The following is a 22202-nucleotide window of genomic DNA, read 5'->3' as shown; positions in this document are numbered from 1 at the left end:
ACCAGACGAGCAGCAGTTCCGTCACCCATCCACCTGGTCGAAAGAGTCCGCCATGTCCCGTAACAGAACATCCGTACTACGCCGCCTCGGAGCCATCGTCGCCGTCTCGGCGGCGCTGCTCGCCGCCGGCTGCGCCAACAAGGGCGGCAGCAACGAGCCGGCCACCGGCGCCGACGCCATGCGCCTGAACGTCGGGCAGATCAGCGACTCCGTCGCGTTCTTCCCGCTGTTCGTCGCCGAACAGGAGGGCTACTTCAAGGCAGAAGGGCTCACCCTGGGAGAGCGCCCCCGGCTCGGCACCGGCGCCAAGCTCGCCGCAGCGGTCCACTCCGGCAGCATCGACATCGCCGGCGGCGTGATGACCGATGCGTTCAACCTGTACAAGACCAACAACAAGGCGCGGGTGATCGGCTCCCTCGTCGACGCCTACTACGTCGACATCATCGCCGGCCCGGGGATCCCGAGCACCGGCGACTCCGCGCCGCTGACCGAGCGGATCCAGGCCCTACGCGGCAAGAAGATCGGCATGACCGGGCCGGGCAGTGGCACCGAGGCGCTGGTGAACTACCTGTTCAAGCAGGCGAACCTGAACCCCAAGACCGACGCGACCCTGGTCAACCTCGGCGCCGACGCGTCCGCCGCGATCGGTGCGCTGAAGGCCGGCCGAGTCGACGCCCTGTCGTTCTTCCAGCCGATCGGGCAGCAGGCCGCGGCCACCGGAGTCGGCCGCCTCTACATCTCGCCCGCTCGCGGTGACGTCCCTGCCCTCAAGGACGTCATCCACGGTGCCCTCTTCACCACCCAGGACGTCATCGACCGCAAGGGCAAGGCAGTCGCCGCATTCCTGCGCGCCATCGCCAAGGCCGAGCAGACCATCAACGGCGACCCGGCGAAGGCCAGCGAACTGCTCCAGCAGTACCAAAAGACGATGAACGCCCAGACAGTACAGGCACTCGTGCCGGTCCTGCAGGAGGAGATCCCGGACGCCCCGACACCCACTGAGGCCAACTACAACGTCTCGGCGGACTTCCACCGGCAGACCGGCCTGGTGCCTAACACGCCCAGCTTCGCCGACATCGTCCCGTCGGAGTGGATCACCTCCGCGCTCAAGGGCTGAGAAAACAGCAGGCGCCTTCGTGTCAACCGGACCCGTTACAACGGGTCCGGTCGACACGGGCAGCCAGAACCAAGCATGCTTCCGAGTTAGCGCGGCGCGGATGTACGCGTTGATCATGCGTATGAGCAATGACCGGCCTCCCGGGGGCTTGCCGTGCACTGGACGACGGCCGTCCCTGCCTGCGGCCCGATGCACGGCCCGTATGTTGACGAATGAAGGGCACGAATGAAGCTGGTGCGTGCGCCGGGGCTCAGCGGTGACGTCGTTGCCGCCCTTCGCGAGGTAGTCGACGGGGATGTCGACGACTCCGAACGCCGCCGGGCCGAGTACTCCACGGACGCGTCGAATTACCGGGTGCCCCCACGGGTGGTGGTGGCCCCGCGCGACAGCGACGACACGCTGGCGGCCCTGGACGTGGCCCGCCGCCTCAGAGTGCCCGTCACGGCCCGCGGCGCGGGAACGTCGGTGGCGGGCAACGCGGTCGGCACCGGGATGGTGCTGGACTTCTCCCGGTACATGGACCGGATCATCGCGCTCGACCCCGATGCCCGCACCGCCGTGGTCCAACCGGGTGTGGTCATGTCCTCCCTGCAGGCCGCGGCCGCTGCCCACGGGCTTCGCTTCGGCCCGGACCCATCGACCCAGAACCGGGCGACGCTGGGCGGGATGATCGGGAACAACGCGTGCGGCCCGCATGCTGTCGCCTACGGGCGCACGGCCGACAACGTCGTCTCACTCGATGTCGTCGACGGCGTCGGGCGGCGATTCAACGCCGGCGCAGGCACGCTGGACCCGGTCGCGGGCCTGGACGCCCTGGTGCGCGCGAACCTGGCGACGATCCGCACCACGCTGGGCCGCTTCGGCCGGCAGGTCTCCGGCTACTCCCTCGAGCACCTGCTGCCCGAGAACGGCCGCGACCTGGCCAAGATGCTCGTGGGCACCGAGGGCACCCTGGTCACGGTCCTGCAGGCCACGGTGAACCTCGTGCCCGCGCCAGCCGCCCCGGTCGTCGTCGCGCTGGCCTACCCGGACATGCCGGCGGCCGCCGACGCCGTACCCGCGCTTCTGACCCACCGGCCCCTGGCGATCGAGGGCATGGACGCCCGCCTGGTCGACGTCGTGCGCCGCCATCGCGGAGCGGGTGCGGTGCCACAGCTGCCCGCCGGTGGCGGGTGGCTGCTCGTGGAAGTCGGCGCCGAGGCCGGTGAGAGCGTCAACGACGTGCTGGCCCGGGCGCGCGCGCTGGCCGCCGACGCCGGCACCGACGCGGTGCGGGTCGTCCCCGCAGGGGCCGAGGCGACGGCGCTGTGGCGCATCCGGGCCGACGGCGCGGGCCTGGGCGGGCAGACCCCGAGCGGGGCACCGGCGTGGCCGGGCTGGGAGGACGCTGCCGTCCCACCCGATCGGCTGGGGGACTACCTACGCGACTTCACCGCCCTGATGGCAGACCGCGGCGTAGACGGGCTCTTGTACGGGCACTTCGGGGACGGGTGCGTGCACGTGCGCCTGGACCTACCGCTGGAGACGCCGGCCGGGATCGGGCCCTCCCGAGCGTTCCTCGAAGCGTCCGCGGACCTCGTCGCGTCCTACGGCGGGTCACTCTCCGGCGAGCACGGAGACGGGCGGGCTCGTTCGGAGCTGCTGACGCGCATGTATACCCCTGAGGTGATCGGCCTGTTCGGCCAGGTAAAAGCCCTGTTCGACCCGGAGAACGCGCTGAACCCGGGGATCGTGGTGGACCCGCGGCCGCTGGACGCGGACCTGCGCCGGCCTTCCGCGCGCCCGACCTCGGCCCTACGGGGGTTCGCATTCGCCGAGGACGGCGGCGACTTCACCACCGCGGTCCACCGCTGCACCGGGGTGGGCAAATGCCGGGCCGACAACTCCGGCGCGGGCGGCTTCATGTGCCCCAGCTACCAGGCCACCCGCGACGAGAAGGACGTCACCCGCGGGCGCGCGCGGGTGCTGCAGGAACTGACCAATGGCTCGCTGGTCACCGCCTGGGACTCCCCAGCGGTGCTCGAATCCCTCGACCTGTGCCTGTCATGCAAAGCGTGCTCGACGGACTGCCCCACCGGCACCGACATGGCTCGCTACAAGTCCGAGGTCCTCCACCGCGCCTACACAGGCAAAATACGCCCGCGCAACCACTACACCCTCGGCCAGCTGCCCCGCTGGTCCTCCCTGGTCACCAAGGTCCCGGCCCTGGCCAGGCTGGCCAACACAGTGCTCAGGATCCGCCCGATCGCGAGGTCGGTGCTCACCGCAGGCGGGATGGACCCACGCCGGCAGATGGTCACCTTCGCCGAGGAACGCTTCTCCGCCTGGTTCAGAAAGCACGGCCGCGCGGCCATGCACGATAGCGCGTTGCCCGCCGCCGGGTCCGCATCGTCCTCTCCGCCGCGGCCGGTGGTGCTGTGGGCGGACACGTTCTCCGACACGCTCGACCCCGCTGGGGCACGGGCCACCGCCACCGTGCTGCAGGAGGCCGGGTACACCGTGATCGTGCCCGAGGAGTACGCCTGCTGCGGGCTGACCTGGATCTCCACCGGCCAGCTCGACGGGGCGAAGAAGCGACTGACCCACCTGCTCTCCGTCCTGGCGCCCTACGCCGCCGACGGGATCCCCATCGTGGGCGTCGAACCCTCGTGCACCGCCGTCCTGCGCTCAGACATGGTCGACCTCCTCCCGGATGACCCTCGCGCCCCGATAGTCGCAGCCAGCACCCATACCCTCGCCGAGCTGCTCACCGCCCCCGCACCGCTAGGCCCTGGGCCCAGCTGGACACCGCCGTCGCTGGCAGGCGTCGAGGTCGTCGCGCAGCCGCACTGCCACCACCACTCGGTCATGGGCTGGGAAGCCGACGCCGCCCTGCTGGCCCGGGCGGGCGCATCCGTGACCCGGCTGGCCGGGTGCTGCGGCCTGGCCGGCAACTTCGGCATGGAGGCCGGCCATTACGACACCTCCGTCGCCGTCGCCGAGAATGCCCTGCTGCCCGCCCTGCGCAATGCCGGGCCGGGCACCGTGTACCTCGCGGACGGCTTCTCCTGCCGCACCCAGGCCGACCAGCTCGCCGGCCGCCAGGGCGTCCACCTCGCCGAACTCCTCGCCCGCGACAACTACGGCTCTACGGCAGCTGCTTGACGGGCTCCGGTGGCGGGCTCGGGGCAGCTCGTCCTGACGGGACGCGTGCTATGTCAGCGCGGCGCCATATCATCTCCGCAGCGATCGGGGTGCGCCAAGCCGGGACGGTGGTGCTCAAGTGTGCAGCGGCGCGGCGGGTGGGAGAGCGCTCTTCTGCCTCGCGGCGCTCGCTACACAGCGTTACACCACGTGGTGCCTCCGACGCACGGATCTGCCGATGACAGTACGTCCGATCTTGTTGCCGCAGAGCAATGGCCGGCCGATGGATTACCCGCATAATACCGATGACAGGACGGATTACCACGCCTGTGCAAGGTAGAGAGTCCGGCCAAGCCGCGAATGTGACTGACCCCAAAAGCGTCGGTCAGCCGAACCCCTCCGCGTAATCGACGACCCGTCCCACTGAGGTGCCAGCTGGTCGCCCGGCGAGGCATTCGACACGACCGGTGATGTGTTTTGACTCGGGGTCGGTGCAGCGAAGCGGAGATCAGCGCTTTCAAAGGCGCGCGGGGTACCGCTGAACGCGAGGTCCCTGGCTTCAGATTCTGCTTTCTCGCTGAACCGTCTATCAGGGACCTCGCCACATCTCGACCCCCGACACGTGAAGATCCTTATGCCAGCTTATGCCCTGGGGCTACGCGCTTCTGTCAGCAGGTGCGCCAGCCGGGTCAGGTCCACCAGGCGAAGATCGGCGTCGACGCACTTGAGGCCGGCCGTTATCGCGCCCGCTGCGCGTCCGGCCTCGACCCCGACGGCGGCGTCCTCGACGACGAGGCAATTCGCGGGCGGTACGTCGAGCAGCCGGGCGGCGTGCAGGTAGCCCTGCGGATCGGGCTTGCCGGCACTGACGTCGTCGACCGTGACCAGCACCGGCGGGTCGATGCCGGCGGCGGCCAGTCGCGCCTTGGCCAGCCGGGTGTCGGCGCTGGTTACGACCGCCCACGGTAGGTCCAACCTTGCCAGGGTCGCCAGCAGGTCCCGCGCGCCTCGGGTCGGGGTGACGTCGGCGAGATCGTCGTACTGCAGCGCCAACTGCCGCGCGGCCGCCATGCTGACTTGCGTGTCGTCGAGCGCCGGCAGCAACCGTCGCACAGTGCGGTCGGCCGGGCTGCCGTGGGCAATCGCCAGGGCCGCGGCCGGATCGACGCCGTACTCGCCGGCCCACACCCGCCACGCCCGCTCGACCGCGGCGTCGGAGTCCACCAGCGTGCCATCCATGTCCAGCAGGACCGCGTACACCGTCGACAGGTCCATGACCAACCTCCTCGCTTATACTCGTGACACGAGGATAAGGTGGTGGTCCCCTCCCATGGCAAGCACTACCCGACAAAGCGCCGACGCGGCCAGATGGCACACCGTCTCGCAGGTACTCGCCGTGCTGGCCCGTCACCCCGGGGTCACCCGCGTGGAGATGGCCCGCGAGCTGGCGCTAGCCAGCGGCCTGGCCACCGAGATCACCGCCCGGATGCGCGAGCTGCGGCTACTGACCGAGGTGCCGGCCCCGGTCCGTGGGCGCGGCCGGCCCACCACCGTGCTACAGCCGCATCCCGAGGGTCCGGTCGTGCTCGCCGTCGACGTGCGTCAAGGGGAGTGGCGGGAAGCCGTCGTCGCCGTCGACGGGCAGCCGTACGAGTTGCGGCGCCACCCGCACCGAAGCGGCCGACCGGCGACGGTCCTCGGGGCGGTGCACAAGACGGTCGATCACGCCCAGATCCGGTACGGCGGACGGCTCCGGGCGGTGTCCCTGGCCGTCGCCGCCACCATTCATGACCAGCACCTCGTCCAAGCCTCCACTCTTGGCTGGGGGCCGGTCGACCTCGACACCCTTACCAGCGGCACGTCCCTGCCACTGCTGATCGGCAACGACGCCACCCTTGCCGCAGCCGCGGAGGCGCGTACCGGAGCGGCAACCGCCGCCGGCACCGCGCTACACCTCATCGTCGAGGCGGGCATCGGCGGTGCGCTCACTATCGACGGTCGACCCGTCACCGGCGCTCACGGCGGCGCCGGAGAGTACGGACACCTGCCGTTCGGCGACCGCGAGCTGCGCTGCCCGTGCGGCGCCCGTGGTTGCTGGGAGCTTGAGGTCGACGGCCGCGCGCTCGCCCGCCACCTCGGCGAACCGGGCCCGACCGACCCCCACAATTACACCCGCGACGTCCTCGACCGCGCCGGTCACGACACCCGGGCGCGGGAGGCGGTCACCACCGTCGCGCGAACCCTCGCTGCTGGCATCGCCGGCCTGGTCAACATCCACGATCCCGACCTGATCACCCTCGGCGGCCTCGGTCCCGCCCTGCGCGACACCGCCCGGGTGGCCTTCCAGAACGCCTACACCGAGGGCCTCATGACCTCGCACCGCACCCAGCCGCCCCCGGTCGTTGACGCCACCCATGGCGACGACGGGCCGCTGCACGGCGCCGCGATCATCGGCCTCGACTACATCACCAGCGAAGCGGCCCTCGCCAACTGGGCCACCAGCAGCCGCGGCCTACGGCCGGATCCCGGGTCCGCCCAGCGGTGACGAGACGTTCGCAATGAGTTTGGACAATTAGTTATTTCGCTTCTCGTCTCGTACCCCAGCCACACCCATTCCTGCAGCACCAAGGCGGCAGGTGCAGCCGTAAAATCGAGACCTGATCGAGCGCCGATCAGGCAGGCTTTACGTAAGCATCAGAGGAGCCGACAGCGCTACCTAGGGCGCGGCAGCAGTGGAGGTTCAGGAACTGCTCCAGCCTGCTGTCCTCATCACCATCCAATAGGCGACCAAGACACATCGATTCTCGTATGACGGTCCGCATGGCTCGGCGCATGATCACGTGCCCTGATCTGCCGCCGTCCGTGCGCGAACACTGATCGCGAGTGGTTACGCTCGGTAGCTGGCTTCTGGGTCGAGCAAAAATCCTGATCTGCCGAGAAGCGGACGCCTGTTCCGCCGGAGACGCCGATACGGCGACGCCTCATTCCGAGAGGCACCGCCAGAAGCTTCACCGCAGCTGCCAGACGCGAAAGAGGCGGGTTGTGAACCATCGAACATCAACCCGAGTTCGGCCGGCTGGGAGAGATCGACCCCTGGCGGTAAGGATGGCGGGCAGCGGATGACCGGCGACCATGGTCAATGTGCTGACCTGCCGGCCAGAGGCGGAAGCCGACATGCACGCGCGACGCGTGGCCCGGATCGTCGACGCATACCACGACTCGCTGAGGACCGGTCATGCTGGGAAGTGCGCGGGGCTGACCCAGAAGCGCGGTTCGTTCTCCCTCCCCTGGGGGACGGTGCTAGCTCCCGTGGTGGATTCCGGGTCAGGTCTGGTCTACGAGCATGGCTTCAGGCCCAGAACGAGGGAGAGCCATGCAAAAGTCAACGACAAGTCGGGACTCGACGGCCGCGCCGCGCTGGGCGGTGTGGGCGGCCTATGCCGTGCCGCTCTGCGTGTTGCCATCGACGATCTGGCGCGCTACCGCCGCAATTGACGGCACGGTCAGCATGGCGAACGGGGGCTGGTACCTCCTCCTGCTCTCCGGCCTGTCCATGGGGCTCGCGCTGCTCACCCTCGGCCTCGTCCACCACTGGGGTGAGCGAATCCCCGGCTGGGTGCCCGGCGTCGGTGGTCGGACCATTCCAGCCCGGGCGGCCGCGGTCCCCGCGCTGGTCGGGGCTTCGCTGGTCATCGGACTGTGCCTGTACGCCGTGCTCAACATGACTTTTCACTTTGTCGATCGGGGACCGGTGTTGGTCGGGCAGCACGATGTCGAGCGGACCCGGCCCGGGCCGGGGATCGTGTCACTCTACGTCCCGCTGCTGGCGTGGGGGCCGCTCGTTCTCGCGGTCGCGGCCAACTACTGGCGCCGGCGCACGCTGGCCCGATGATCGCCCGTCGCCACCGGGTCGCGTCCCGACAGCGGCGTAACACCCACTGGTCCCACCGGCCTTGACAAGTTTCGGCCCGGGACGGCAATTGTCCTCGGCTGTAATTGGTCTGAGTCTCACTCAGCGCTCTCACACTGTTGCCCGGCAATGCTTATCGCAATCACTGAAGTCTGCGGATCCGCAGCGTCGACCATCCGGGGGTGCGATGAAGGCGCGGCGAATCGCTGGTTATGCGGCGTTCGGTGCGGCGTTGACCTACACGTTGCTGAAGGTTGCCTGGATCGCCGGAAGTTCGGTCGGCATCAGCGAGATGCGCGGACTGTCCCGTGCTGACTGGATGGCCGGCAACATCAGTACCGCCGGCCTCGGCATCGTGGGGGCGATCGTGGCGCTGGCCACGGTACGTTCCTGGGGAATGCGCATCCCACTTTGGCTGATCGCTGGGCCGATGTGGGTCGGCGCCGGGCTGCTCGCTCCGTTCATCGTCCTCATGCCGGCGGCTGCGGTATTCGTGGCTGCCGGTTGGTGGGCACCCCCGGCCACGGCTGCAGATGGCACTGAACCGACGCTCGAGCCGTGGACCTTCGTCATCGTCTACGGCAGCTTCATCGTGCTGGGCGCCGGACTCGCGGTCGCCTTCCCGGTCTACGCGTGGGCCCGGTTCCGCACTGCTCTGCTGGGCACCGTGGGGCAGGCGCCGGCGGGTTCAACGCACCTGGCGCAGGTTCCGTTGGCGTGGGCAGCCGCAGTATTGGCCACCGGCCTGGCCGGCCTGCGGCTGTCCTGGGCGTTCGGCGCTACCGTCGGGCTGCACCCCGGGCCGCGGGACGTCTGGCTGCGGCTCGGCGACGTTGTGGCGGCGATGCAGATCTTGTGCGCTGTCCTGGGCGTACTCGTGCTCGTCCACAGATGGGGCAAGGAGCGGCGGTTCACGCTGCCCCTGATCGCGACGTGGCTCGGTGCCGGCGGCATGGTCGGCACCGGTTTCCTCAGCATGCCCACCATCCTGTCCGGCGATCAGTGGGCGCCCACCGGCCAAACCTTCGCCGCCCACGCAACCGGCACGTTCCTCACCTGCGTAGCCGGGGGGCTGATCAGCCTCGTGGCGCTATTCCTGCTGGTCGAACGTAGTGCCGCGGCAGCCGAGAACACGGCCGCACGGGCGCCGGCCGCAGCCGGGTAGCCGGACCGTTGCCACACCATCGGCGGCGCCAGCCACCCGCTGCTGCCGCCATGTCGGCCGGCAGCCCTGAGGCGCCGGATGGCCGGGGGTCTCCAACCCTCAACCTCCGTCGAACGCCGGTGCTCTGCCTGTTGAGTGACGGCCACCGACCTCGTGTCGGACGACGTCCGAGATCTCTGGGCGACGGCATCCGGATCTGCCGCGATCCGAGGGTTACGGGTTGTGACCGCTTGCGTCCGGAGGGACGTCCGGACATGTCGATGAGCGGGGGTGGCCTTGGTGGCCCGGGCCTGCCAATCTTTTTCGCTGCTGTTTGGATGGTGGTAACTGAGGCGGCCTACTCGGCTGAACCAGTACAGTGCCCGTCGGCGCACTCCGACTCCAGGACCACGGCGGCGATGAAGCGTGCACCCTGCCGATGGCGGGCAGGTGCTGACGCGTCGCTCGGTGTAAAGGGCAGCCGGGCCGCCCTGACCCGGAGGACGGGGCTGTCCGTCGCGGACGCCCGGTCCCCACAAGGCTCCCGGTATTCAGGGGAGCAGGCCCAGCGCTCGAAGTGTTGCCTGTCCTCGGACGCCATCGGGATGACCTTCTCCTGTTGTCAGGCGCTCCGGCGCCTCGTCGGCGCCTCGCTACTGCGCCTTTGAGCTGATCGGCCGTCAGGCAGGTGTCGCCCCCAGCAGGGCCGCCGAGGCGTACGCGTCGACGAGGCCGGTTCCCTTGTCGACTGCGGTGGTGTAGGGCCCGACGGTCTGGTAGGCAGCGCCGTCCGTGAACTTGTACGCCGTGGCCTTGAGCGCGTCCTCGACCTGGGCCGGGGTCGCGTTCGGTGCGACCTGGAACAGTTGGGTGACGATGCCCACGACATGCGGGGTTGCCATGGAGGTACCGCTGATCGTGTTGAACGTGCCGAGGTCCAGGGGCCCGGGGCCGTTGTGCGGGTCCAGACCGGTCGAGCAGATCAGCAGGTATGGCCGGCAGGCCGAGGTGATGTTCGATCCGGGTGCCGAGACGTCCGGGTAGGTCTCCGGGTGTCCCGCCGCCCCGCGGCTGGAGAACGTGGACACGGTACCGTCGCGGGTGCCGGTGCCATGGTCGTCGTAGGAGGCGACCATGAGGATGCCCGGAGTGGGGTCCTGACCCGGAGGGTTGGTGGCGCTGTTGTCCGGGCCGTCATTGCCGGCCGCCCAGACGGTGACGACACCCTCGGCGGCCAGCGCCCGTTGCAACTTGGTTGTCGCCGAGTTCGGATCGAATGCCCCGCCGCCACTGGGGCCGTACGAGTTGTTGCTCACCTTGATCGGTGGGCAGCCCGCGCACGGGTTCAGGTGATGGTCGAGCACCCAGTTCAGCGCGCTGTCCGCGCCGAAGATGCTCAGTCCCGCGCCGACCGACAGGCTGATCAGCGTGGCGTCAGGGGCCGCGCCGTGCAGCCGGGTGCCGTCGGTGAGCGTCGTGTCCCGCCCGGCGACGATCCCCGCGACGTGCGTGCCGTGCCCACCGGCCGACAGCGTGTCGGTGTCGTTGGCCGCGGTCAGGTCGAGGAAGCACGAGTCGTTGGGTAGCGGAAGCAGCAGACCCAGGTCGGTGAGCGGGCCGCAGATGTTTTTCAGATTGAGCCTCACTGCGCTGGTACCGTCCGTGTTGCGGAAGAACGGGTGCGTGCCGTCCACGCCTGTGTCGATGATCGCCGCCGACACACCGCGGCCGTCGACCGGCCGTCCCTGTCCGTCGCGCAGCTCAGCGCGCGCCTGCTCGCCTCGGGTAGCGACGTTCGAGGTCGACAGGTATGGCCGCAGCGGCTGGTCACCTTCGACGTACGTGACACCGGCATGACCGCGAACGGCCGCGATCTGCTCGGCGGTGCCGCGCGCAACCGCGACGCCGATCTTGTTCCAGGTTGTGAGGAGTTTGAGGCCGGTGTCGGCGGCCGCCTGCCGGGCGGCGTCGATGCTCGTACCGTGCACAAACACCGGGATCGTGCCGGAGGCTGTCGTCAGCGTCCGCGTAAGGGAACTGGACATCGGGGCGAGTGGGTTGCTCGCCTGCGCCGGTGCGACCGGCGCGACGAGCGCGGCGGCAAGGACGCCGGCGATCAGGGGAGGGGCGGTTCGAAGCATGAGGGCACTCCTCTGGGAGCGTGTGTAACGCCTATCTATGTCTTACATCGGCGATCACCAAACTTTTGCAACACGGGTACGTCCTAAGGGCGCGAATGCGTACGGAGGCACCCGCTCGCACTGCAGCCGCCAGGGGTGCCGATCCACGCACATTTATTGATGATCGTCGCGCTGTCCACTTTCAACTGGCGGTGATGTTGCGGGTTAGCGCAAGTCGATCGGTGTGCGGGGTCGTGGTCTTAACACGACCTGGAATGTCCGAGGTCCGATCTGCGGCGGGGGCGCGCAGGGGCTCGGGCACCAAATCAGCCACCGTCAGTTATCACGATCTCGGCCCGACTCGGACAGCGATCGCCCTTGAAGCCGATGACCGGATCGAGACCGCGGGCCTCGGACCTCCGAGATCAATCGTTGAACGTCGTTATGGACCTGGCATGTTCGGCCGTACCTGGTTGGGCGCGTTGACCCGTACGCCGACACATGGCCGCCAGCTCACTCGGGCCTGCCGATCGGCACTACCTTCGGCGGCGAGGAGTCTACGTCCGGTCGTATCTGAGGCCCTGTTGCTCGAAGCGCTGTCGCACCTCGGCTGCGTGCTCGGTGGCCATTTGCATGTCGGCACGGGACGCCTTCAGCAGCTCCACCATCGGTCCGCTGACGCCGGTTGGGTCAGCCATCGCCACGCCGGCCTGGATGCCGAGCAGCCGTGGGTCCGTGGTCACCTCGTGCACCGCGGCGATCGCCTCGGCGCGGGGCGCGTGCCGATCGGCGCCATTGCCGTACCGTCCGGCGACCCCGGACAGCGCGGCCAGTACCAGCCGCTGCTCTTGCGGCAGGCTCCCCACCTTCACCACCGTTCGACCGTACCTGCACCCGAACCGGCATTCACGAGGTTGCCGGCCGCGCCGGCCAGCACGGCGCACCCTTCGGTGGGCGCCGCCAGGCTGCTCCTGGTGGGCAGTGGCAGGTAGGTGCGGCGGCGGTCGCCCTCGGACCGGCCACGGACCACGAGGCCGGCGTCGATGAGGACCTTGACGTGGTGGGCGACCAGGTTGGTGCGCATGCCCAGGTCACGCGGCGTGGCAAGCAGACGAGTGGCCAGGTCCACTCACCGCCATGGGATCGACGACGGATCATGTGCTACGGTAGTCGAGTTGCAGTTTTGATTTCCGTAGACGTTTTCCGGCGCCTGATGGGGCATCTGAAACCCATCCAGGCGCCTTTCGTTTTTCGTGTCGTTTCGACGCGGGTGATCAACGCGGCGGCGTAAGGGTCCGCACAGTGCGGTCTCTGACAGCCTGCGAAGGAGCAGACATGACTACAGGTACCGTGAAGTGGTTCAACGCCGACAAGGGCTTCGGCTTCATCAGCCCGGACGGCGGCGGCGCCGACGTCTTCGCCCACTTCTCCGCGATCTCGGCGAGCGGCTTCCGCAGCCTCGACGAGAATCAGAAGGTGGAGTTCGACATCACCCAGGGCCAGAAGGGGCCGCAGGCGGAGAACATCCGCCCGCTTTGATCCACATTCTGTGAACGGCGGCCCGACTGGTTCAGCGGGCCGCCGTTCGGCGTTCCATGCGCGTACCACGGCATCGCGAAAATCGTCTGATCGGCAGAAGGCCGGCCATCTCGGTGTGGAGCCAACTCGGCGTTGCCCCCGTGTTCTAGCACACCATGGTCGGACTCGGCGCCTTACCTCCTGTCAGACAGCCGGGACCCGGGGTGCACGGCGTTACATCCTGAAGGGTTGATGACTATGACGACGACCTACTCGGGTCCTGCGAGGCTGATCCTGGTCGACGGCACCTGCATCTCCGGCATGGCTTCCCTCAGTACCAACCAGCGCGGAGGACTCAACGGCTGGGGCGGCACGTTCCGTCCGGACGAGATCACGACAGACCTTCGCAACGCAGTCCAAGGGCTGCAATTGGAGCTGCCCTACAATCGGGTGGGGACAGTCGCCGTCACCGGCATACGCAAGCTACTCGCCACGCAGGTGTTGGTGTCGTTGGCAGGCCGCGGACCCGCACCATTCTGATCGTGCGCCGCACGGCCGCCGCTACATCGCGCCGCGACGCGGTCACTCTGCTCTGAGACGTCCGACTCGTGTCGCAGGTCGGGGCCGAGCGCGAAGGGCGTCGTGCTCCGTTGATCAGCACGACGCGGGTGTCGGCCAGCGCGGCATCGACCTGCGCGGTGGCGCGGCGGGGGATCAGGCGCGGTGTGGGCATCCATCATGACAACCAGCGCGTTTTCGATCTGCGGCAGCTCCATGTTCCTTTTGCGGGTCCTTGGTGTTCGATCTGTGGCCGTCGAGCGAACCGACGGAACGCTGTCGCCACCGCCGGACCGTCACCTGGCTCCGGCAGCACGCAGGTCGGCGAGAAGCTGGTCGAGCAGGCGTTCCTCCATCACCGCTCGGCCGGCCCGCCGCATCGACTCGCCCAGCGACTCGTCCCACGGGGTCCGGGTGGGCGTTCCGATCAGGGCCGTGCCGGTGCCCGCCGCCGGCAGGTAGTCGGCGGCTGTCATCCGCCACGGAACCGCATTCGGATACCGCTGGAGAGCCGCTGCCGTCAGTCGTACGCCGGTCCAGTCGAAGTCGTTTCGCCACCGGATCACCGCCCTGGACGCGGCGCGTAGCAGCGTGTGGACGGCGACCGACGGCACCCCTTCGGTGCAGATCAGCGGCGGAGCCTGGGCCCCGAGCGCGGCGGTGGCCGCGCGTAGCACGGCGGGGTTCTCGCAGACGTGGACCTCGTCGCCGGTCACGGTCAGCGGTGCAAGGCGTAGCTGGTGCAGGGTGACCCGCATCGGCACGCCCGCCTGGGCTGCCTCGGTCAGCCACCGCCCGACCAGGCCGCCGGTGGCCGGCACGTTGAGCACCAGCACCTGACTGGCGAGGTCGTCCGGGACCAGCCCGACCGATTCCCACAACGCCCGATCCTGCTCGCCGTCGGCCGGTAGCGCCGTCTGTTGCCACGCGGCGACGGCACGGAGGACGAGCCCACGCAGCGGCCCTTCGGTGAGGGCCTTCGTGTCGTCCAGCACCCGGTCGGCGAAGACCGGCATCGGTTCCTCGGCCGCGGGCAGCGCGTCCAGGACCCGGACGACGTCCTGGAACGGCAGCCCGGTTCGCACAACGCGGGTCAGGGTGCCGTCCCGGCGCAAGCTGTCGAGCCATTCGGCGTACCAGGCGGTGCCGGCGTGCCGGCCGTCGTTGGCCAGGGCGAGGACGGCGTCGCGGGCCACCGCCTCGCGTTTCAGGTCGGCCGGCCGGTTGCGCAGCGGCGCCGTCACGGTGAGCAGGTCGGCCAGGCCCACTCCGTGCGCCGCCCGCAGGTGCTCGTCGACCTCGGTGAGTCGGACGCTGAGTCGCGCCGCTGCGGCGGAGCGGTGGGTGCCGGTGATGCCGATGATCACGACACGTTCGTCGTCGGTGGGGGCGGCCAACGTCACGATGGCGTCGAGGCGGCCGCCGGTGCGTTCCAGGCTGCGCCGGGCGGCCGCCAGCAACCGCCGCCAGCCAGGTTGCTCGACCAGTTCCGCCGAAGCGTCGTGTCCAGCCAACCGTCCCCGACCGACCAGGCCTGGCGGCGGATCGTCACGCCCGCTGGTCATTCGTCGGCGACGTCGAGCAGGGCGCCGGCCCGGTCGGGTTCTCTGCGACCGTCCGGGGCGCGGCGGGTCTCCGGGGAGCCGAGCGCGCGAGCCAGCGTTCCGTCGAAGTCGGCGATGTTGGTCGAGCCGTCCCAGACCAGCAGCACGGTGGATACGGCGTGTTCCACGGCAGAGTGGGACAGGTCGTAGTGGGCGGCGCCGCTGACCGCCGGGTGGGTGGCCCAGAGGTCGTAACCGGTCATGAACAGGTCCAGGTCGAACTGTTTCGCCAGAGCCATCAGTTCCCCTCGGCCGGTGTCGTCCACGCCGGCGAACGCCTCGTCGAGGCCGAGCAGCCGGGGTGCGTCCGGCCGTGCCGAGCCGAACAGCGCGTTGGCGGCGGCGAAGAGCGGCAGGTGCAGGGAGACCGACTGCTCGCCGCCGGAGAGCTGGCTGTGCCGGGCCCGGGTCAGCGCCTCCGTGCCGCCACCGGGCCGGTGCAGAGTGAACGCGAACGTTCGCCACTGCCGGTAGTCGAGGACGTCACCGAGCAGCTCCCGGTACGGCCGCTCCGGCGCTGCGGCCCGCGCCGTCTTGATCCGGGCGGCGAAGTGCCGGCGCATCGTGGTGAGCTGGGCCGGCCCGAGCCGGGCCGGGTCGCGTTCGAGCAGCTTGCAGACGTCGCGTTGCTCGGCGTCGAGGTCGTCGGCGAGCCGCCAGCCGACACCGACGGTGAGCCCGGAGGACATCCGACGGGCCCGCATCTGGCTGTCCATTGCCGCCACCAGGTCGCGGGCCTCGATGGTCCGGTAGTGGATCTGCCGGGCTAGCTGCCCGAGCAGGGCGTCCTCCAACACCCGCTGCTCGGAGTCGGTCAGCAGTTGCTCCTGGTCGCGGCGCTCCCGGGCTATCCGGTCCGCGAAGTGGGCAACCGGGGTCAGGCCCTGCTCGTCGGCGACCCGGACCACGATCACCCCGTCGTCGGTGTCCCACTCGGGCCGGTGGTCCAGGCCGGCTGCGGGCAGTTGTGCCTGCAGCTCGGTCAGCGCCGTGGTGAGCCGGGTGGCGCTCTGCTTGAGTGACGTCTCGGTGGGGCTCAACTCCCGGGTGGCGGCGAGGATCGCCTCGTGCAGCGCCGCCACCTGCGGATCCAGCTCGTCGCCCGGGGTCTGCGCCGGCCAGCGCAGGTCGGTGGGACAGCGCAGCAGGCCCAGCAGGTCCGGCTGGGCGTACGGGCGCAGCCGCTGGGCGTCGCGCTGCGCCTCGGCGACAGCGGCGGTCACGGTCTGCTCGCCCAGCTCCACCCGGGTCAGGGCGGCGGCCCGCCGTTCCCGGGCAGCACCGAGCTGGGTGCGGGCCTGCTCGACGGTCTCCTCCGCCTCGGTGATCGCGTCGGCGGTCCGAGCCACGTCGGTCAGCACCCGTTCCGCGTCGGCGCCCACGCTGTCGCGCAGCGTCCGGTACGCCTCCGCCTTGTCCCGGTGCCGGCAGCGGGCTGTGTGCGCGGTGTCCTGTGCGGCGGTGAGCCGGTCGACGGCCTCGTCGTGCCGCTGCCGTGCCTGGTCCTCCTGCTCGGCGGCGCGCGCGGCGGCTGGCCGCGCGCTCTCCAGGCGTACGCCCCGTTTCTCGAAGCGGTCCACCGCCCCGGCGGTGTCGTCGAGCCGGTCCACCGGCAGCGACCGCTCCGCAGTCGTCCGCCGCAGGGCGGCCGCCGCGGCGGCCCGCTCGGCCAGGGTCTGGTCGAGCCGCGCGGCGGCGGAGGCGCTGGCCTCCTGCCGGGCACGCAGCGTCGCGGCCGCCCGATCCAGCTCCCGCAGCGCGGTGTGGACCGGTGCGGGTGCCGGCAACTGCGCGGCGGCCGCGTCCACGGCCGTCAGCAGCGTCTCGACAGAGGTGCGGTCGCGGTCCACCGCGCCGAGGTCGGCGTCGACGGTCGCCAGCCGCCGATCGCACTCGGCGACCCGGGCGGTGCGGCGGGATGCCCGGGCGGTCGCGCCCATGTACTCGCAGGAGGTCTTGGCGAACCGGCCGAGGGTGACGCCCTGGGCGTATCGGCCGTCGACCCCGACCGTCACCGGCGCGGCGCCCACCTCCGTGGATGTCGGGTCGGCCAGTGCCACCGAGGCGAGGACCTCGGTGATCCGACCGGTGGGGACGTCGTCCTGTTCCTCGGGGATCAGCACGTCGGCGAGGGTGGTTCCGGTCGGTCGGCGGTGCGGCGGGAGCGGCAGCAGGTAGCCGTCCAGGTCGTCGCCGTCCAGCGCGGTCGCCGCGGTGTCGGGGTCCGGGTGCAGCCAGGCGTCCAGCAGCCCGGCGGCGTGCAGGGCCGCCTCGATGGCCGCCGCGTCGGCCCCGCTCACCCGGTCGGCGAATCGGACCAGTCGCCACAGCGGCGCGCCGGGTCGGCCGGCACGCGTCGCCGGCCGGGTCACCGGGACGGGCGGGGCGTCGTCGTGCTCGGCGGCGATCCGGTCCCGTTCGGCGGCCACCTCGGCGCGCCGGTCGGCCAGCGCCGCGCGGTGCGCCGCCAGCGCCGCGAGCCGATCTCGCCACCTAGTCACCGCTGGGGCGGTGGCCTGCGCGTACACCTCCCGCAAGGTCTGCGCGCCCGGCTCGCCGGTGGTGTCCACGGCGGCGGCCAGCGCAGCGGTCAGCTCCGGAACCGCGACGTCGGCCAGCAGCCCGGCGTTGCCCTGCGCCCACTGTCCGAGCCGGGCGCGCAGCCGCTCGCGGGCCTGCCTGACGGTGTCCTCGGCGTTCCGCTCGGCCTGCTCGGCGTCGAATGCGGCGGCCGTGGCGCCGGCCGCGTCGGCGGCGGCCCGGGAGTGGTCGCGTTCGGCCTGGTCGTGCCGTGCCACCTGTTCGCGGACGGCACGCACGTCGTCGCGGCGCGCGGCGGCCCGTGCGGTGATCCGGGCCGCCAGGTCGTCCGGGGCGGCGTCGTCGGCGCTCCAGGTGATCCCGGCCGTCTCGGCGTCGAGCAGGAGTTCGGCGGCGAGCCGGTCGGCCACCGCCCGGGCGTCGCGGGTCGCCACCATCGCCCGTTCCCATTCGGTACGCCGCCGGGCCGCCGCCGCCTCCTCGGCGGCGACGGCTTCGCCGGCCCGTTCGGCGGCCTCGGCCAGGTCGTGCACGTGCCGTTCCAGGTCGGCGAGCTGCTCGTGGGACTGGTATGCCGCCGAGGCCTTCAGGCTGTCCAGGTGGGCGCGGAGCCGTCCGGGCTCGCCCTCGACGGCCCGCAGCCGCGTGCCGGCCGCGGACTCCGCCTCGGCCGCCTCGTCGGCCGCGCGGCGCGCCTCGGCCAGTGCGGCCGACCGGGTGGCGACCGCGTCGCGTCGGGTGGTCAGGGCGTCGGCGGCCGCCCGGGCGTGGGTGCGCAGGTAGGTCGAGTAGACCGTCAGAAATCCGGCCGTGGCACCGTCCGCCGCCACCAGCCCTTCGAGGGTACGGGCGACCGCCTCCATGTCGTCGAACGAACGGGCGGCCTCCACCAGCAGGTGTTCCTCGACCGGACGCAGCCCCCGTTGCAGGGTGCGGGACAACTCGACCGGGTTGAGGTCCTTGGCCAGCTGCGGCTTGCGCAGGGTCAGCACCAGATCCAGCAGCTGCTCGTAGCGGGCCGGACCGAGGCCGAACAGCCGGGCATCGACGAGGTGCCGGTAGTCCTCCGCCGAGTCCCGCACCGCGTCGGCGCCCAACCGGTCGATCAGGTCGCGGCGGTTCAGCGGCCGGTCGTCGGCGTCCAGCAGGGAGAAGTCCACCCCCACCCGGCCGTCGACCACGAAGTGCCAGCGGGTCACCCGGTCAACGTGCCGGTGCGCCCGCAACCCGATGCCGACCGTCACGTACTGCTCGCCGTCGCCGAACTCCATCCACACGTACGCGTGGGTGACCTCCTGCCCCCGGTAGAGCAGGTTCGACTTCATCGTCCGGTCCTCGCTGGCGAACGGGTTCAGCCGGCGCGGTTCGATCCGACCGTCGAGGACGAACGGGAACAGCACCTCCAGCGCCTTGGTCTTGCCGGAGCCGTTCGGCCCGCGCAACACCAGCCACCCGTCGACGAAGCAGAACTCCTCGTCGCGGTAGTCCCACAGGTTGATGATCCCGGCCCGGGTCGGGGCGAACCGGCGGACGGCACGGTGCTCGATCACGATCACTTTCCTGAGGTCAGAAGAGGGTTTCGGTCGTGGCGCGGGGCTTGACTGCGGCGACGGTGTGGCGGTAACGGCCGACCAGCGGTCGGACGAGCACCCCGCCCGGCACGGCGGTGACCGCGCCGAACCGTTCCAGCAGCGTCACCGCTTCGGCGCGCAGCCGGTCCGGGTCGGCGTGCCACTGGGCCCCGAAGGCCGACCCGTACCGCTGCAGGATCTCGCCGACGGCGGTACGCAGGAAACCGTCGGTGACGAACGGCAACCGGCCGGCGCCGTCGGTCTCGTCAATGCCGCCCTCGTCGCCGGCGGTCCACGCCTCGCTCAGGCCGATGTCGTCGAGGCGCACCAGGGTGGCTGTGGGCAGGCCGGCGTCAATCTGACCCACCAGCGCCTGCTGCCGACCGTTCACGTCCGGCGGGGCGAGCCGCTTGACCCGACGGCCGTCGGGGTCCGTCACGCGGTCGGCCATCTCCACCGCGAGCAGCACTGCGGCCTGCGCCACCGACCCGGTGCCCGGAAACCGCTCCCCGGTGAACCCGGCGGTGTCCACCAGCAGCACCCCCTCGGCCCGCCGCTCCACCCGCAGACCGGTCAACCGGGCCAGGTCGCCGGCGAGCGCCGAGCCGCGCAGGTGGTTGGCGACCACCGGATCGACGTCGGAGTGGTAAACGACCGGCGACTCCACCACCGCCCGCCGGGCCGCCTGAGCCGCCTGCCGGCGCTCGGCGTTGCCGCTGCTGGTCATCGCCCGGTCGAGCAGCGCCGAAACCGAGTCGACGTGCTGCAACACCCGGGTTGGCCGGAACAGCGCGAACACCACGTCCCGCGCGACGTCGTACAGCGCCTCACCGGCCCCGGGGTCGCTGGCCCAGGCGGCGCTGGAGCCGTCGGCCAGCCGGAGCACGCCACGCTCCTCCAACCAGCCGACCGCGTCCACGAACGCCCGCCGATCCGGACCGTGGTCCGGATCTAGCCCCAGGCCGGTGATCCGGTTCGCGTCACCGGCCACCGAGTCGGCCAACTCGCTGAGGGTGATCTGGATCCCGGCACGACCCAGCACCGCCAGGCACAACGCCAGGTACGCGTAGCGCTGCCGGTCGAACGGGCGCCCGGTGCGGGAAACCGCCGGCTGGGTGCCGTCGAGATGGTCCTTCGCCCGTACCAGCCGGGCCGTGGAACCGTGCAGCTCCAGCCGGTACCCGAACGCCTCGGCGAGATCCCGGCGCAGCGCGGCGGCGAACCGCCGCACCCGGGGCAGCGCCCGCTCGTCGGGCCAGGTCGCCGTGATCAGCGGGTGACGCAGGATCAGCCGGACCGCCCGCTGGTAGTCCGCCAACTCCAACTCCGGGACGTCAACGGCGAAGCGGTGGACCGCCGGCCGCAGCGCACCCGGTTCCGCGGTCACGCCGGCACCAGCTCGGGACGGCGGACCACGGTGTGCTGCGCGGTGGTCACCGTCAGCGCGTACCCGTCCAGATGCAGCCGGCCCTCGGCGGTGCGCACCGTGCTGAACCGTCCCGGAGTCGGGGTGAGGGTCAGTCGGACACCGTGCGCGGCGGCTGCCAGCGGCACCGCGGCGGCGCCACCGATCCGGGCGGCCAGCGCGATGTCGAGCAGGCGCAGCAGGACCTGGGTCTGCGAGGTGTCCAACCGGCCGTCGGTGCCCCCCTCGGCGGCCAGCGCCGTCGCCGCGTCGGCCAACCGGCGCTCGCGGGCGAGCTGGTCGCCGCGCAGCCGGTGCCGACGGTCGTCGACCCGGTCCAGCCGGGCCGGCCGTCCCCGACCCTGCCCCGGTGCCCGGCCGGTGGCCACCAGGGTGCGGGACAGCTCCACCGCCGGCGCCTCCCACCACGACAGCCGGCTCGCGATCGCCTCCGGATCCGGGTGGGCCACCCCGATGTGGCGAGGAGCGCCGAGGCCGAACACGACGTCGAACAGGGCGTGCGCGGCCTCCTGGGTGCCGGTGTGGGTGAACCACGCGGCCAGGTGCCGCAGCTGCGACTCCCGGCTCACCCCACCACGGCGAGCCTCGGTGACCCGGCGCAACAGGGCGAGGACGTCACCGATCGCGGCGATGGTGGCGTCCGACAGCCGATCCGCCTCGCTGAGCTGCTCCGGACCCGGCGGCGCCAGCCAGGACCGCAGCCCCGCCCAGCGCCGCCGCCAGTCCTCCAGCCGCTGCACCGGGGTGTGGAACAGCCGCTCGTCGGCCTCGGCGGCCGCCTCGATCAGCCGGTCCAGCCCGGTCGCCTCCACCGTGTGCACCGCCGCGCGCAGCCGGGGGGTGTACCGCTGCAACTCGTCGTGGAAGTCTCGCAGGTGAGCCAGCAGCGCGTCCTTGTGTGCGAGGAACGCCTCCGGCCGCACGTCGTTGGTCCGTCCCAGGTCGCCGAGCATGTGGTAGAAGCGGGCGGCCCGCTCGGCGATGTCGGCCAGCGCCCGGTCCAGCCGGTCGAACTTGCGGTACACCTCCTCGGCGTCACCGGCCTCGTTGGCCACCGCGAGCGCGTTCAGGTCGGCCAGGAGATCGGCGAAGACCAGCCGGGACAGCGTCGAGTCGTCCATGCTCGCCGACAACACCGCCTCCACCGCCCGGTGGGCCCGATACCCCGCCTCGGTGAACTGGTACACCGAGTGCCGGTTGCGGTACTCCGCCAGCGTCGTGGCCCGGGAACCGTCCTGTCCCCGGTCGAGCACCCCCCAGTCCACCAGGGCGTCGAGCAGCCGCGGCAGGTCCACCTGCGCCGGATCCGGGCAGTCCGCGTTCGCCTCGTGCAGCGCTGCCAGCGCCGCGGCCACGTCAGAGGTGTGCAGCACGACGTGGTAGCTGGACCGCGCCGAGTCGAAGGCCCGCAGCAGCCACAGGTAGGCGAACCGGTTCTCCGCCGTGACGTAACCGAACAGTCGCATCCGGTCGTCCAGCCCGAAGTCGTCCAGGCCGAACGTGGGCCTCGACGGTTGCTCGCTCATCGTTTGCCTCCCGCCGGACAGCAACAGCCACCCACCCTACCCAG

Annotated in this window: 15 protein-coding genes; 7 read left to right on the top strand and 8 right to left on the bottom strand. The window is 71.0% G+C overall.

Going from position 1 to position 22202, the window contains the following annotated elements:
* The first annotated feature begins 52 nt into the window (after positions 1 to 52).
* Both AC0OLQ_RS23775 and AC0OLQ_RS23770 read left to right on the top strand, forming a co-directional pair.
* Positions 53 to 1117, top strand: coding sequence for an ABC transporter substrate-binding protein (locus tag AC0OLQ_RS23775; RefSeq protein ID WP_484528114.1), 1065 nt, complete (start codon positions 53 to 55; stop codon positions 1115 to 1117).
* Positions 1118 to 1342: 225 nt separating this feature from the next.
* On the top strand, positions 1343 to 4261 hold the full coding sequence (locus tag AC0OLQ_RS23770) for an FAD-binding and (Fe-S)-binding domain-containing protein (protein WP_484528113.1): 2919 nt from the start codon (positions 1343 to 1345) through the stop codon (positions 4259 to 4261).
* 621 nt (positions 4262 to 4882) lie between these two features.
* Here AC0OLQ_RS23770 and AC0OLQ_RS23765 read toward each other — a convergent pair.
* Complete coding sequence (locus AC0OLQ_RS23765) at positions 4883 to 5515, bottom strand: HAD-IA family hydrolase (RefSeq protein ID WP_484528112.1); 633 nt, start codon at positions 5513 to 5515, stop codon at positions 4883 to 4885.
* A 55-nt stretch (positions 5516 to 5570) separates the two neighbouring features.
* Here AC0OLQ_RS23765 and AC0OLQ_RS23760 point away from each other — a divergent pair, with 55 nt between their 5' ends.
* From AC0OLQ_RS23760 to AC0OLQ_RS23750, 3 genes are all read left to right on the top strand, one after another.
* Entirely contained in the window at positions 5571 to 6785 is a 1215-nt protein-coding gene (locus tag AC0OLQ_RS23760; protein WP_484528111.1) for an ROK family transcriptional regulator, read from the top strand.
* Positions 6786 to 7613: 828 nt separating this feature from the next.
* Positions 7614 to 8132 (top strand): hypothetical protein, encoded by a 519-nt coding sequence (locus AC0OLQ_RS23755; RefSeq protein WP_484528110.1) that lies wholly within the window; start codon positions 7614 to 7616, stop codon positions 8130 to 8132.
* A 205-nt stretch (positions 8133 to 8337) separates the two neighbouring features.
* Positions 8338 to 9315, top strand: a complete 978-nt coding sequence (locus AC0OLQ_RS23750; RefSeq protein ID WP_484528109.1) for a hypothetical protein — start codon at positions 8338 to 8340, stop codon at positions 9313 to 9315.
* Positions 9316 to 9974: 659 nt separating this feature from the next.
* Here AC0OLQ_RS23750 and AC0OLQ_RS23745 read toward each other — a convergent pair.
* The 3 genes from AC0OLQ_RS23745 to AC0OLQ_RS23735 form a co-directional block, all read right to left on the bottom strand.
* Complete coding sequence (locus AC0OLQ_RS23745) at positions 9975 to 11435, bottom strand: S8 family serine peptidase (protein WP_484528108.1); 1461 nt, start codon at positions 11433 to 11435, stop codon at positions 9975 to 9977.
* A gap of 536 nt (positions 11436 to 11971) precedes the next feature.
* Entirely contained in the window at positions 11972 to 12289 is a 318-nt protein-coding gene (locus AC0OLQ_RS23740; RefSeq protein ID WP_484528107.1) for a hypothetical protein, read from the bottom strand.
* Positions 12283 to 12543 carry a hypothetical protein gene (locus AC0OLQ_RS23735; RefSeq protein ID WP_484528106.1) on the bottom strand — a complete coding sequence of 87 codons (261 nt, stop codon included), beginning with the start codon at positions 12541 to 12543 and terminating at the stop codon, positions 12283 to 12285. Before AC0OLQ_RS23735 ends, AC0OLQ_RS23740 begins: the two co-directional genes overlap by 7 nt.
* 206 nt (positions 12544 to 12749) lie before the next feature.
* On the opposite strand from AC0OLQ_RS23735, the gene AC0OLQ_RS23730 reads away from it, so the two are divergent.
* Positions 12750 to 12953, top strand: coding sequence for a cold-shock protein (locus AC0OLQ_RS23730; RefSeq protein ID WP_007074326.1), 204 nt, complete (start codon positions 12750 to 12752; stop codon positions 12951 to 12953).
* A gap of 237 nt (positions 12954 to 13190) precedes the next feature.
* Positions 13191 to 13472 carry a hypothetical protein gene (locus tag AC0OLQ_RS23725; RefSeq protein WP_484528105.1) on the top strand — a complete coding sequence of 94 codons (282 nt, stop codon included), beginning with the start codon at positions 13191 to 13193 and terminating at the stop codon, positions 13470 to 13472.
* Positions 13473 to 13786: 314 nt separating this feature from the next.
* On the opposite strand, the gene AC0OLQ_RS23720 is transcribed toward AC0OLQ_RS23725, so the two are convergent.
* From AC0OLQ_RS23720 to AC0OLQ_RS23705, 4 genes are read right to left on the bottom strand one after another with little or no spacing between them, the layout of a single operon-like run.
* The gene (locus tag AC0OLQ_RS23720) at positions 13787 to 15004 is read right to left on the bottom strand and encodes a TIGR02679 family protein (RefSeq protein WP_484528104.1); all 1218 of its coding nucleotides are present in this window, start codon (positions 15002 to 15004) and stop codon (positions 13787 to 13789) included.
* 47 nt (positions 15005 to 15051) lie between these two features.
* A complete protein-coding gene (locus AC0OLQ_RS23715) occupies positions 15052 to 19185 on the bottom strand; it encodes a TIGR02680 family protein (RefSeq protein ID WP_484528103.1) in 4134 nt (1377 codons plus the stop codon).
* Positions 19186 to 19201: 16 nt separating this feature from the next.
* A complete protein-coding gene (locus AC0OLQ_RS23710; protein ID WP_484528102.1) occupies positions 19202 to 20593 on the bottom strand; it encodes a TIGR02678 family protein in 1392 nt (463 codons plus the stop codon).
* The gene (locus AC0OLQ_RS23705; protein WP_484528101.1) at positions 20590 to 22158 is read right to left on the bottom strand and encodes a TIGR02677 family protein; all 1569 of its coding nucleotides are present in this window, start codon (positions 22156 to 22158) and stop codon (positions 20590 to 20592) included. Before AC0OLQ_RS23705 ends, AC0OLQ_RS23710 begins: the two co-directional genes overlap by 4 nt.
* Between the last annotated feature and the right edge of the window lie 44 nt (positions 22159 to 22202).

It is taken from the genome of Micromonospora sp. Utrum1, assembly GCF_057197805.1.
This window is presented reverse-complemented; position numbering and strand designations above follow the sequence as displayed.